This is a genomic window from Achromobacter sp. JCM 18799, from assembly GCF_055395645.1.
In genome coordinates this window covers 447,529-459,812 of the sequence record NZ_AP043866.1, presented here as the reverse complement: position 1 = coordinate 459,812, position 12,284 = coordinate 447,529, and the positions used below count along the sequence as shown (strand labels likewise).

The following is a 12,284-nucleotide window of genomic DNA, read 5'->3' as shown; positions in this document are numbered from 1 at the left end:
CCGGACCGCCAGAGGTCATTCGATCTGGATGCCGACCTCTTTGATGACGCCCGCCCAGCGCGCCAGCTCCGCGTTGACGAACTGGCCCAGCTCGGCCGGGCTGCTGGCGCCGGGCGTGGCGCCCTCGCCCTTGAAGCGGGTCTGCAGGGCCGGCACCGCCAGCGAGCGCGCCACCGCCTGGTTCAGCACCGCCACCACCGCGTCGGGCGTGCCCTTGGGGGCCATCAACGCATTCCAGGTGTTGATCTCGTAGCCCTTGAACATCGGGTCCTCGGCCACCGTCGGCACGTCGGGCAGTTCTGCCGAACGGTCACGCGTGGTCACGGCCAGGGCGCGCAAGGCGCCCGCGCGAACCTGCGGCAAGGCCGCCGGCAAGGTGGCGAAGCTGAACTGGGTTTCGCCGCTCATGACCGAGGAATTGGCCAGCGACCCGCCCCGGTACGGCACGTGCTGGATCTGCACCTTGGCCTCCGAGGCGAACATGGCGCCAGCCACGTGCACCGGCGAGCCATTGCCGCTGGAGGAATAGTTCAGGTCGCCCGGCTTCTCGCGCGCCAGCTTGACCAGATCGGCCACCGAGGCGACCGGCAGCTTGGGATTGGCGACCAGCACCAGCGGGATGGACGCGATCATGCTGACCGGCGTGAAGCCGCCCACCGGGTCGTAGCCCAGCGACTTCTTGTACACGACCGGATTGATGCCATGGCTGGACACGGTGGCCATGAACAAGGTGTAGCCATCGGGCGCGGCCTGCTGCACGGAGGCCGCGGCGATGTTGCCGGCGGCGCCGGCCTTGTTTTCGATGATGACGGGCTGCTTGAGCTCCTTGCTCAACTGCTCGCCCAGCGCCCGCGCCAGGATGTCCGTGGTGCCGCCGGCGGCGTAGCCCACCACGATGCGCACCGGCTGGCTAGGGTACGCCCCCTGCGCGTGCAGCGGCGCCGCGCACAGCCACGCCGCCAAACCCGCCAGGCCTGCCCTCAGATGAACCGCTTTCATGTCTGTCTCCTCGTCGCCGCGCTTCTGCTGCGCGGTCTATGGCCTGGCCGTCCCCGGTGGGATCGGTGGCCGGGTTGATCCGGTCCGCGACGGATTCAGGACGCAAGCCTCCCCCGGGCCGCGCCGGCGACGGCGCGGACCTGCAAGCCGCGTAGGGAATCCGGCCCGCGGCCGGAGATCAGGTGCCGGTGAACACCGGCGCTCTCTTTTCCGCGAACGCCTTGCGGCCTTCGCGGTAGTCATTGCTTTCGAAACACTCCAGCACCAGGCGGCGCATGCCTTCCACGTCGACTTCCGGCCCCAGCTGCTGGAGCTGCCGGATCATCTTCTTGCCGGCGCGCAGCGTCAGCGGCGCGTTGGCCTGGATCTGCGCCAGCATGGTCTCCAGCACCTGCGGCAGTTCGTCCGCCGGGGCCACCCTGCGGATCAGGCCCAGTTCCTTGGCCTGATGGGCGTCGTAACGCGCCGCCGTAAGGAAAATCTCCAACGCGTTGGCCGGACCGACCGCCGTCACCAGGTTGCGGATCGCGGTCAGGCGGTAGCCCAGGCCCAGCTTGCCGGCGGGAATGGCGAAGCTGCTGTTGTCCGAGGCGATGCGGATGTCGCAGCACAGGGCGATGTTCAGGCCGCCGCCGATGCAATAGCCCTGGATGTACGCAATCGTGGGCTTGTCGTAGTCGTACAGCGCCAGCTGCGCGGTTTCGGCCACGCGTTCGTATTCCACCACGGCGTCTTCGCCGCTGCGCAGCTTGTCGAACTGCGAGATGTTGGCGCCGCTGACGAAGGCCTTGCCGCCCGCGCCCTGCAGCACCACCGCCCGGATCTCCGGGTCCTGGCGGAAGGCTTCCAGCACCACCGGCACCGCCTCCCACATGGCGAACGACACGGCGTTGTGCCGCTGCGGATCGTTGAAGGTCAGCCAGCCCACCGCGCCGCGCTTTTCGGCCACGATGCTGTCGGTGATATCGCCCTGCAGGATGCGTTGTATGGTCACGGTTGCTTTCCTTGTATGACTGTCTGGTGCCGTTGAATGCCATTGGTCAGGTGGGCGCGCATGGCAAGGCGCGCGGCCTCGCTGTCGCCAGCCACGATGGCATCGAAGATGCGGTGATGTTCGCGTTCGATTTCCGGCACGCGCTCGGTGCCCGCGCTGGTGTAGCGCAGCGTGCGCACGGCGCCGCGGAACACGTGGCGCAGGTGCGCCAACAGGCGCACGAAGTAAGGGTTGTTGGTGGCCTCGCCCACGGCCATGTGGAAGTCCAGCGCGTGGTCGGCGCCGGCCTGCCAGTCGTTGCCAGCCGCGTCTACCCGTTGCAGGGCCTGGCGCAGGGTTTCGATCTGTTCGGGGGTGCGGTGCAAGGCCGCCTGCGCGGCCGCGCCGGATTCCAGCTCCACGCGCAGTTGGAAGATGTGCGCCAGCGGCTCGGGCTGCAGCAGGTCTTCGGGCGCGATCTCGAAATTGCGCGTGCCCACGTCCTGCGCCACGAAGGAACCCACGCCGCGCCGCGTATCCACGTACCCCGACAGCTTCAGCCGCGCGATCGCCTCGCGCACCACGTTGCGGCTGACGGCGAACATCTGCGCCAGCTCGAACTCCGTGGGCAGACGCTGGCCGGGCTCGAATTCGCGCGCCACGATCTTCTGGCGGATCTGCGAAGCGATCTCGTCCGGCAGGTTGTCGGGGCGTCCCAGGCTGGAAAAGACCTGGTCGGCGGCGGTGGATGGTGCGTTCATGGGGGCTGTCTCCGTCTGGGCCGCCGGATACGCGGGCGGCCTTGGCGGCGATTTTATGCTCGGTGCCTGGACGGATCCCTTAAATGACGCCTTCGCGGGCCAGCTGCTGCAAGTCGGCGGGCGCCAAGCCCAGCATGCCGCCGTAGACGTCGCCATTGTGCTGGCCGCGCTCGGGCGCGGGCGCCATTTCCCCAGCGCTCGAGCGGCTCAGGATCATCGGCTGCCCCACCACCGAGATCGGCCCCAGCGCGGGATGGCGAATCTCGCGGCTGAGTCCCAGGTGGCGCACCTGCGGATCCTCGAAGGTCTGGTCCATGCCCAGGATCGGACCGCAAGGCACGCCTTCCTTGTTCATCAACGCGATCCATTCGACGGTGCGTCGGGTCGCGGTGCGCGCGCCGATGGCCGCGTTCAGCGCCGGACGGTTGCGCGCCCGCAGCAGCACGGTCAGGAAGCGCTCGTCCTCGATCAGTTCCGGCAGTTCCAGCACGCGGCACAGGCGCGCATAGATATCGTTGCCCATGGCCGCGATGTTCATATAGCCGTCACTGGTGGGAAACACGCCGGTCGGGCTGCTGGTGGGATGGTCGTTGCCGCTCTGGCCCGGCACCTCGCCGTTCATCAGCCAGCGCATCGCCTGGAAATCCATCATCCAGACCTGCGATTGCAGCAACGAGGTCTGCACCCACTGCCCCTGCCCCGACACCTCGCGCTCCAGCAGCGCGATGAAGATGCCGATGGCGCAGAACAGGCCGGAAGTCAGGTCCGCCACCGGGATCCCGGCCCGCATGGGGCCACGGCCGGGCTCGCCCGTCACCGACATCAGCCCGCCTATGCCCTGTGCGATCTGGTCCAGCCCTGGCCGTCCGGCGTAGGGGCCGTCCTGCCCGAAGCCGGACACGCTGGCGTAGACGATGCGCGGGTTCACCTGGCGCAACGTCTCGTAGTCGATGCCCAACTTGAACTTGACGTTGGGCCGGTAGTTTTCCACCACCACGTCGGCCTGGCGCACCAGGTCCAGGAACAGCGCCCGGCCCTGCGGGTGCTTCAGGTTCAGCGTGACGCTGCGCTTGTTGCGGTGGGTGTTCTGGTAGTCGGCGAACTGGGCGGAACCGCCCGGCTTGTCGTCCTGCTCGTCACCCGGCTCTTCGATCTTGATGACGGTGGCGCCCCAGTCCGCGAACTGGCGCACGGCGGCGGGTCCCGAGCGCACTCGCGTCAGGTCCAGGACGGTGAATCGGCCCAAGGGCTTGGAATCCATGCTTGTCTGCCTCTCTGTTCGGCGTCGCTGGGGGGTGAACCGCGCCGCCTTGTCATTATTTGTTGGATGTTGGACATCTTACATGTTGATTTTGGGCGCAACAAGACGCCGCCGCGCTTTTTGCGCGGCGGGTTTTCCCTAGGCCATCAGGCCTGTATTCCGTGATGCCGCCCTTTGCAGGGCCGGTGTCAGCCCAGGTGGGTGTGGCGTTCCTGGCGCTCTTCGACCTGCATTTCGCTCAGGCCATGCAGGATGCCGCAGTCTTCCGTGTCGGGCCGGGCCGACAGGCAGCGCTGGCGCAGTTCGGTGAGCTGGGTCTTGAGCTGGGTCAGCTCGGCGATGCGCTCGTCCACGTGGGAGATGTGCTCGTCGAACAGTTCATTGATGGGGCCGCAACCGCTTTGATGGTTGTCCGCCAGCGACAGAATGGCGCGGATCTCGTCCTGCGTCATGTCCAGCGCCCGGCAATTGCGAATCAGCCGCAGCCGCTCCAGATGGGGCTGGCCGTAGCTGCGGTAATTGTTCAGCCCCCGTTCCGGGGCCGGCAACAGCCCTTCTTTCTCGTAATACCTGACGGTCTCGACCGTGGTCCCGGCCGCCGTGGCCAATTCGCCGATACGCATCGCTGCCTCCCGGATCGCATCCGATTGATATAGGGGGTTGACCCTATAGTAACTCCAAGGTGTGGAATAGCGTCACCAGCTTATTTCAAGGCAGAGGACGATGTCTTTACCTCCGGTCAAAAAACACGAACATATGCCCGCCGGGCAAGGCGGCGCCTGCTGCGCGCATGACGCATGCGACGCTCCCGCCAAGAACGCCCAGGCGCATGCCGGACACGATCATGCGGGGCATGATCACGCGGATCACAGCCACGCGGGCCACGATCACAGCCACGACCACGCCGGCCACGATCACGCCCACGGTCGCAAGCACGACCACGGCGGCGACGCCTGCTGCGGCCACGGCGACGGCCAGCCCTTCAGCGTCTCGGGCGCCGGCGCGGCCGCGCTTACCGCCGGCCCCGGCCAGTCGCTGGCGCGCCTGCGCATCGGACAGATGGACTGCCCCACCGAGGAAACGCTGATCCGCAAGAAGCTCGACAACATGGCCGACGTGCACGCGTTGGACTTCAACCTGATGCAGCGCGTCCTGACGGTGGTGCATGCCGAAGGCGCGCTGGACCGCGTCATGGCCGCCATCAAGTCGCTGGACATGACGCCCGAGCCCCTGGCCGACAACGCCCCCGGCACACCCGCCCCCGCCGCCAAGCCGGTGAACTGGTGGCTGATCGGCGGCTCCGGCGTCCTGGCGGCGCTGTCGGAACTGTCGCATTTCGCCGGCTGGCCGCTGGGCGTCACCGCGGCCCTGGCCGTGGCCGCCATCCTGGCCTGCGGCGTCAGCACGTACCGCAAGGGCTGGATCGCCGTGCGCAACGGCAACCTCAACATCAATGCCCTGATGAGCATCGCCGTCACCGGCGCCGTGCTGATCGGCCAATGGCCCGAAGCGGCCATGGTGATGTTCCTGTTCAACGTAGCCGAACTGATCGAAGCCCGCTCCCTGGACCGGGCGCGCAACGCCATCCGCGGCCTGCTCGACCTGGCGCCGGAAACCGCCACCGTGCGCCAGGCCAATGGCGACTGGCTGGAAGTGCCCGCCGCCAAATTGCAGGTGGGCGACATCGTGCGGGTGCGCCCGGGCGAACGCATCGCGGCCGATGGCATCATCGTCAGCGGCAGCTCGGCGGTGGACCAGTCCCCCATCACCGGTGAAAGCCTGCCGGTGGAAAAGACACAGAACGACCCGGTTTACGCGGCTACCGTGAACGCCGCCGGCTCCTTCGAATACCGCGTCACCGCAGCGGCGGGCAACACCACGCTGGCGCGCATCATCCACGCCGTCGAACAGGCGCAAGGCGCGCGCGCGCCGACCCAGCGCTTCATAGACCGCTTCTCGCGCATCTATACGCCGACCGTGGTGGGCATCGCGGTGCTGGTGGCGGTGCTGCCCCCGCTGTTCTGGAGCCAGCCCTGGTTCGACGCGATCTACCGCGCCCTGGCGCTGTTGATCATCGCCTGCCCCTGCGCGCTGGTCATTTCCACCCCGGTCAGCATCGTCAGCGGCCTGACCGCGGCCTCGCGCCGCGGCATCCTGGTCAAGGGCGGCGTGTATCTCGAAGAAGGCCGCAACCTGAAATGGCTGGCGCTGGACAAGACCGGCACGCTGACCCACGGCAAGCCGGTGCAGACCGACATCCAGGATTGGGATGTGTCCGACCAAAGCCGCCAACCGGCCGCGCTGGTCGCCGCCAGCCTGGCCGCCCGCTCCGACCACCCGGTGTCGCTGGCCGTGGCCAATGCCGCGCGCGACGCCGGCACGGCCTTGCTGGACGTGCGGGACTTCACCGCCCTGCCCGGCCGCGGCGTCAGCGCCACGCTGGACGGCGTGACCTTCCAGCTGGGCAACCGCCGCCTGATGCGCGAACTGGGCGTCTCCAGCCCCAAGCTGGAAGCGCGCCTGGATGAACTGGAACGCCAGGGCAAGAGCGCCATCGCGCTGACCGACGGCAGCCGCGTGCTGGCCGTGGCCGCCGTGGCCGACACGGTCAAGCCGACCAGCGCCGCCGCCATCGCGGACCTGCACGCCCTGGGCGTGCGCACCCTGATGCTGACGGGCGACAACACGCCCACGGCGCAAGCCATCGCGCAACAGGTCGGCATCGACGAAGCCCGCGGCGACCAGTTGCCCGAAGACAAGCTGACCGCCATCGAAAGCAAGCTGGCGTCGGGCGGCCGCGTCGGCATGGTGGGCGACGGCATCAACGACGCCCCCGCCCTGGCCCGCGCCGACATCGGCTTCGCCATGGGCGCGGCCGGCACCGGCACCGCCATCGAAACGGCCGACGTCGCCCTGATGGACGACGACCTGCGCAAGATCGGCACCTTCCTGCGCCTGTCCCACGCCACGCATCGCGTGCTGGTGCAGAACATCGCGCTGGCGCTGGGCATCAAGGCCGTGTTCCTGACCTTGGCCATGACCGGCAACGCCACGCTGTGGATGGCGGTGTTCGCCGACGTGGGCGCCAGCCTGCTGGTGGTGGCGAACGGCTTGCGGCTGTTGCGGGCGGCGCCTGCCGCCCACTAGGACCAGCCCGCCCTAGGCGGGCTCGACCGATACGCGCCAGCCCGCGCCTTGCGGGACGGCGGCGAACTTCACCGGCAAAAACTGCTGGATGGCCGCGAAGTTGCTGTGCGCATGCGCGGTCAGTTCGGTACAGGTGTAGCGCGCGGGCCGGCCACGGCGCCAGACGGCCAGGGCCAGCGGCAAGGCCCACTGATCCGCCAGGTACGGCCCCAGCGCCGCATCACTGTCCAGATAGCCGCGCAGGTCCTGCGCCAGCTCCTGGGCCACCTGCTCAGCGCCCACGCCCTTGGCGCCGAAACGGGTGTAGACCTCGCAAACGTGCTCATGCTCCAGCGTCGCCAGCAGCGCGTTGCCCGGCCCCTCGTGCTGGCGCGCGGGCGCGACGCGCAACTGCTCCGCGGTCCAGCCCAACGCCTCGCCCAGATGCTCCAGTTCGCGCCGCGCGACCGCGCGCGGCAGGGCTGGCGCATAACACTCGGCGTAGCGCGCGGCGGGCGCGCCGCGCTCGGTCAGGTCGAACGGCTCCAGCGCGTCGGCGGCAGGCCAGATCGAGACGTCGATCTCGCCGCCGCCTGCGGGGTAGAAGCCCAATCGGCGCAGGTTCAGTTCCGCCCGCGCGCCGAGCCGCCCCAGCAGGGGCGCATAGCTGCGCGCCAGGAAATGGAACGGCGGCGCGGCCGGGTTATGCGTGCCGCCGCCCAGCGACAGGCGGCTGGGCGCGTCCGCCATCATCAGGGCCGGCCACAGCGTCTGCAGCAGCAGTCCGCAACTGCCCGCCGTGCCCAGATGGAAACGGTAGTCACCCGCCCGCGGTTTGCCTGGCGCGAAGCTCAGCGACTGCGAGTTCAATTCCGCGCCCTGCGTGCGCGCGCCGCTGATCTCGGCCGCGGCGTTGACGCAGCCCAGATGCTGCCGCATCAGCCCGGGCTTGGCCCGCCCCGCCCGGATGCGGGTCATGGCGAACGGCTGGCCCGTGCACATGGACAGCGCCAGCGACGTCCGCAGGAGTTGGCCGCCGCCCTCTCCGGCGGCCCCGTCGATTTCTATCACTTTCATACACATCCAATTCTGTTTCACTCGGGTCCGGCATCGAAATGCAGGACGGCATCGTGCAGGTACTGATCCAGCCGCGACAGGTCCGGCCTGTCGCCCGCAACCGGAACGTGCGCCTGCGCCGTTTCCAACTCGCGCAGGATGAAGTCGTGCAGGCCCGGCCAGCGCGGGCTGGTCGCGGCCTCTCCGGCGCGCATCTTCACCTCCAGCAAGGCGTTGAGTTCATCGAGCAGCGCCTGGTCGGTCAGCGTCGCGCTCGCCAGCTCGGCAAAGCGCATGGGCGGCGCACCGCGTCCGTCCCTGATCCAGCGCGCCGCCAGCAGCGGCCGCAGCACGTACAGGTACTTCTTGTAGCGCACGACCTCGCCCAGCAGATGCTCGCGCAGATTCTTGCGGGCCATGGACACGTAATGGTGATAGCCGCGGACCAGCGAGAACTCCTCTTCGGCCAGCGCCCGCAAGCGCGGCGCCCAGGGCTCGACGGCGCGATAGACGATGGGCGAACGCAGCCATTCCAGCAGCGTGGGATTGGAATCGCGCAGCAGTCCCAGGGTCTTGCGCAGGTCCCAGCCGTTGATGTCCAGGTCGCCGCTGATGGGTTGTTCGATGACGTCGCGCCCCGGCAGCACGGTCAGGTACCAGGACAGCCGGTGCACGTAGACGAAACGCACGTCGTAGTCGCTATCGGGCGAGGCGAAACCCCAGCCCCGGCTGCCCGACTCGCAGGCGTACAGCACCGTCACCTGGTGCTGGCGCTCGATGTCGGCGAGTTTCTCGGCGATGAGCGCGCGCATGTCGTCCGACACCGGATGCGCGCTCATGACGCTTTCCTGCTTCATGTTCTTCTCCTTGGGGAATGGGGCCCGCGCCCCGCTCCGTCAGCCTTTCACGCACACCACCTGCTTCAGGGTGTGCACCACTTCCACCAGGTCGCGCTGCGCCGCCATGACGGCGTCGATGTCCTTGTAGGCCATCGGAATTTCGTCGATGACATTGGCGTCCTTGCGGCATTCCACGCCTTCTGTTGCGCGGACCTGGTCTTGCACCGTGTACATCTTCTTTGCCTTGGTGCGGCTCATGACGCGGCCCGCGCCGTGGCTGCAGCTCTCGAAGCTCTCCGGGTTGCCCAGGCCGCGCACGATGTAGCTGCGCGCCCCCATGCTGCCCGGGATGATGCCCAGTTCGCCGCGCTTGGCGCTGACCGCGCCCTTGCGGGTCACGAACACGTCCTCGCCAAAGTGGCGTTCGCGCTGCACGTAGTTGTGGTGGCAGTTCACCGCCTCCACGTGCGACTCGAAGGGCTTGGCGATGACCTTGCGCACCGTCGCGATCAGGTTGGCCATCATCACCTCGCGGTTGCGCAGCGCGAACTGCTGCGCCCACGACACCGCGCGCACATAGTGGCCGAAATACTGGGCGCCTTCCTCGAAGTAGGCCAGGTTCTCGTCCGGCAGATTGCTCTGGTGGCGCTGCGCGTCCTTCTTGGCCAGCTCGATGAAATGCGTGCCGATGGCGTTGCCCACGCCGCGCGAACCAGAGTGCAGCATGAACCACACAAAGCCCGCCTCATCCAGGCAAACCTCGATGAAGTGATTGCCCGTGCCCAGCGTGCCCAGGTGCTTGCGGTTGTTGGTGTTGCGCAGGCGCGGATGCAGCTCGCACAAGGCATCGAACTCGTCTGCCAGCGTGGCCCAGACCTGGTCCACCGACACGGGCGGGTTCTCCCAGCTGCCCGTGTCGCGACGTCCGCGCGGCGCCGAGCCGTGCGGCACGGCCTGCTCGATGGCCGCACGCAGCGGGCCCAGGTTGTCGGGCAGGTCCTCGGCGCGCAGCGTGGTCTTGGCGGCCATCATGCCGCAACCGATGTCCACGCCCACCGCCGCCGGGATGATGGCCTTGACCGTCGGGATCACCGATCCCACGGTCGCGCCGATGCCCAAGTGCACGTCCGGCATGGCCGCGATGTGCTTGAACACGATGGGCAGATGGGCGGCGTTCGCCAGCTGGCGCTTGGCGTCGTCTTCGACGGGCACGCCCTTGGTCCACATTTTCACCGGCACGCCGCCAGCGATTTCCTCGACGTTGTAGTTCTGATTCGACATGTTGATCTTCTTCTTTTCTATTGAACAATACTGTTGCATAAGGCGAGCAACGGACGACTAGTTCGTGGGCGAGACGGACAATTTGGAATGTAGTCCCGCCCGCATTCGTCCAACTCGCCCCGGAGGAACCTCCTCCGGAGCAAGACAATGCGCGACCAGATTGGCAAGACGTAGCCTGCTCCGGTTTCCCGGCCTGGGGATTTGAACCCCGTGGCATCCGATGTAGTCCTGCCGGCATTCGCGCGTAATCGGTACATCAATTTCCTGCGGCGGCCTGGCCGCCTACTGGACTCCCAGCGACACGGCCTCGATCTCGCCGATCCAGTGCTCGGCGCCCATCCGTCCTTCGGCGAAGCTTGCCACCATCTCGAACACGGCGTCGGAAAAACCGCCCACGTTCAGAATGTCGGAACGCTCCGCCGCCTGCGTGGTCGCCTGCGGCTGGATATCGATACACACCAGCCGCGCGCGCGGGTTGCGCTGTTTCAGCGCCTCCCACTGGCGCATGGTTTCGGTCGCTCCCTGGCGCCGCGCATCCATCCAGGACTCGTTGTCCGAGACCAGGATCACCAGGTCCACCTTGGCCCGTTCCCGGTTCAGGCAAGCCAGCGGCGCGCTGCAGCTGGTGCCGCCTCCGCCGACTTCAGCCAGCTTCTGGGCGTTGGTCATGACCGAATCGCGCGGGTTCAGCCGCACATCGACCACGTCGCACTCGAACGGCAGCACCCGGGCGCGGCCGTTCTTGCGCAGCACGGCGGCCGCCACCAAGGCCGCCACGTCGATGCAGCGCACCGCCGACGTCGCCGACCCGGCCCAGCCCGTTACCGCGGACTGCATCGAACCCGACACGTCGGGACACACGACCACACGACCGCTGAAGCGGGGCACGTTGGCGATCGCCAGCTCCATCGCGTCCTGCAGCGCATCCCGCACCACCGCCGGAACCGCCTCGCCCGTCGCCTTGAAGGCCGACATGAGCTGGTACGGCAACACCCGCGCCTGGGCCACGGCCTGCGGATCGCGCAGCTTGGCGGCAATGGCCTTCGCCATGCCCGGCAGTTCGAACACCCCGTGGCGCGCAAAGGTATTCAGGTTCTGGCGCACCATCTGCCAGGACCCGGCCCGCGCGACCTGGGCCCACTGCGCCGGCCTCATCTCGAGCGAGGTCAGCATCTGAAACGGCACGTCCGGCGGCACGCCCGTGGCATCGCGCTTGTAGCGCTCAAACGCCTGCGTCGCGGGCGGCAACGCGGCTTCGTCATAGGGCTTGCCGATCAGCCAGGCGAACCAGGCCGCGCGCCAGGCCTCGGCAGGCTTGGGATGCACCATCTTCACCACGTCGGCGAGCGACGGCGCATTGCCCACGGCCGCGTTCAGCAACTGCTTTTCCGTGGCGTGCAGCAACCAGCGCTGCACCAGCTTTTTCGGCCGAGTGCCCAGCGACTTGCGGCCCACGGCCCCGCTGCGCAGGATCTGCACGAAGTTGCGCAGCATCTTGCCGTTGTCCACCACTCGCGGGAACACCTGGGCCAGCAGGCTCAGGTCGCGCACGGCCAGGATTGCGGCCAGCAGCGCCGGCATGTCCTTCATGTAGCCGGATTCGCGGGCATGGATCGCCGTCTTGGCCACGAAGGCCGGATCTACGCTCGCGGCCAGTGCCAGCACGCGATCCAGCTGATCCTGCGCCTGGGCGTAGAACGTCTGGCGCAGGCAGCCGGTAACGGCAAGCTGGGCCAGTTGATGGCGCGGGCCGAATTCATAGGCCGGCGCCCGTTCCTGATTGGCGTCCAAGGCTGCCGGCAGCAGCGCGCCGCGCAGGGATTGGAAGAGTTGCGTGTTGACCATGGAGCGTTCTCCTTCTTGCATGCGATTCGTTGTCTATGCATCTCCTTATGCAAAGGGCGTGCCAACTTTGCCAGATCGCTCGGAAATTTTTCTCAAGCCATTGATTTTTAACTATTAATTAATTTCCAAAACGGGCAGGAAGA

10 protein-coding genes are annotated in these 12,284 nt (G+C 67.7%); 1 reads left to right on the top strand and 9 read right to left on the bottom strand.

Translation table 11 applies throughout. From position 1 onward, the window contains the following. Window positions 1–15: 15 nt before the first annotated feature. The 5 genes from ACZ5YA_RS02430 to cadR form a co-directional block, all read right to left on the bottom strand. Window positions 16–999 (bottom strand): Bug family tripartite tricarboxylate transporter substrate binding protein, encoded by a 984-nt coding sequence (locus ACZ5YA_RS02430; RefSeq protein ID WP_118933033.1) that lies wholly within the window; start codon window positions 997–999, stop codon window positions 16–18. Window positions 1,000–1,177: 178 nt separating this feature from the next. Next, complete coding sequence (locus tag ACZ5YA_RS02425; protein ID WP_059374288.1) at window positions 1,178–1,993, bottom strand: enoyl-CoA hydratase; 816 nt, start codon at window positions 1,991–1,993, stop codon at window positions 1,178–1,180. After that, complete coding sequence (locus tag ACZ5YA_RS02420; protein ID WP_251880625.1) at window positions 1,990–2,733, bottom strand: FadR/GntR family transcriptional regulator; 744 nt, start codon at window positions 2,731–2,733, stop codon at window positions 1,990–1,992. Before ACZ5YA_RS02420 ends, ACZ5YA_RS02425 begins: the two co-directional genes overlap by 4 nt. Window positions 2,734–2,812: 79 nt before the next feature. Beyond that, entirely contained in the window at window positions 2,813–3,994 is a 1,182-nt protein-coding gene (locus tag ACZ5YA_RS02415) for a CaiB/BaiF CoA transferase family protein (protein WP_464091958.1), read from the bottom strand. 188 nt (window positions 3,995–4,182) lie between these two features. After that, window positions 4,183–4,617 carry a Cd(II)/Pb(II)-responsive transcriptional regulator gene (cadR, locus tag ACZ5YA_RS02410; protein WP_054456564.1) on the bottom strand — a complete coding sequence of 145 codons (435 nt, stop codon included), beginning with the start codon at window positions 4,615–4,617 and terminating at the stop codon, window positions 4,183–4,185. 133 nt (window positions 4,618–4,750) lie between these two features. On the opposite strand from cadR, the gene ACZ5YA_RS02405 reads away from it, so the two are divergent. After that, complete coding sequence (locus ACZ5YA_RS02405) at window positions 4,751–7,141, top strand: heavy metal translocating P-type ATPase (protein ID WP_306632899.1); 2,391 nt, start codon at window positions 4,751–4,753, stop codon at window positions 7,139–7,141. 12 nt (window positions 7,142–7,153) lie between these two features. On the opposite strand, the gene rtcA is transcribed toward ACZ5YA_RS02405, so the two are convergent. The 4 genes from rtcA to ACZ5YA_RS02385 all read right to left on the bottom strand — a co-directional run bounded on the left by rtcA (window position 7,154) and on the right by ACZ5YA_RS02385 (window position 12,141). Continuing rightward, a complete protein-coding gene (rtcA, locus tag ACZ5YA_RS02400) occupies window positions 7,154–8,197 on the bottom strand; it encodes an RNA 3'-terminal phosphate cyclase (RefSeq protein ID WP_464091957.1) in 1,044 nt (347 codons plus the stop codon). A gap of 17 nt (window positions 8,198–8,214) precedes the next feature. Beyond that, window positions 8,215–9,033, bottom strand: a complete 819-nt coding sequence (locus tag ACZ5YA_RS02395; RefSeq protein ID WP_118933027.1) for a nucleotidyltransferase domain-containing protein — start codon at window positions 9,031–9,033, stop codon at window positions 8,215–8,217. Window positions 9,034–9,072: 39 nt separating this feature from the next. Beyond that, on the bottom strand, window positions 9,073–10,296 hold the full coding sequence (locus tag ACZ5YA_RS02390; RefSeq protein WP_464091956.1) for an RtcB family protein: 1,224 nt from the start codon (window positions 10,294–10,296) through the stop codon (window positions 9,073–9,075). 282 nt (window positions 10,297–10,578) lie between these two features. Beyond that, window positions 10,579–12,141 carry a vWA domain-containing protein gene (locus tag ACZ5YA_RS02385; RefSeq protein ID WP_464091955.1) on the bottom strand — a complete coding sequence of 521 codons (1,563 nt, stop codon included), beginning with the start codon at window positions 12,139–12,141 and terminating at the stop codon, window positions 10,579–10,581. Window positions 12,142–12,284 lie beyond the last annotated feature (143 nt).

What these genes read in the sequence shown, in the direction of transcription:
- ACZ5YA_RS02430 (WP_118933033.1), bottom strand. Translation starts at nt 999, where the DNA reads ATGAAAGCGGTTCATCTGAGGGCAGGCCTGGCGGGTTTGGCGGCGTGG.
- ACZ5YA_RS02420 (WP_251880625.1), bottom strand. Translation starts at nt 2,733, where the DNA reads ATGAACGCACCATCCACCGCCGCCGACCAGGTCTTTTCCAGCCTGGGA.
- ACZ5YA_RS02415 (WP_464091958.1), bottom strand. Translation starts at nt 3,994, where the DNA reads ATGGATTCCAAGCCCTTGGGCCGATTCACCGTCCTGGACCTGACGCGA.
- cadR (WP_054456564.1), bottom strand. Translation starts at nt 4,617, where the DNA reads ATGCGTATCGGCGAATTGGCCACGGCGGCCGGGACCACGGTCGAGACC.
- ACZ5YA_RS02405 (WP_306632899.1), top strand. Translation starts at nt 4,751, where the DNA reads ATGCCCGCCGGGCAAGGCGGCGCCTGCTGCGCGCATGACGCATGCGAC.
- rtcA (WP_464091957.1), bottom strand. Translation starts at nt 8,197, where the DNA reads ATGAAAGTGATAGAAATCGACGGGGCCGCCGGAGAGGGCGGCGGCCAA.
- ACZ5YA_RS02395 (WP_118933027.1), bottom strand. Translation starts at nt 9,033, where the DNA reads ATGAAGCAGGAAAGCGTCATGAGCGCGCATCCGGTGTCGGACGACATG.
- ACZ5YA_RS02390 (WP_464091956.1), bottom strand. Translation starts at nt 10,296, where the DNA reads ATGTCGAATCAGAACTACAACGTCGAGGAAATCGCTGGCGGCGTGCCG.
- ACZ5YA_RS02385 (WP_464091955.1), bottom strand. Translation starts at nt 12,141, where the DNA reads ATGGTCAACACGCAACTCTTCCAATCCCTGCGCGGCGCGCTGCTGCCG.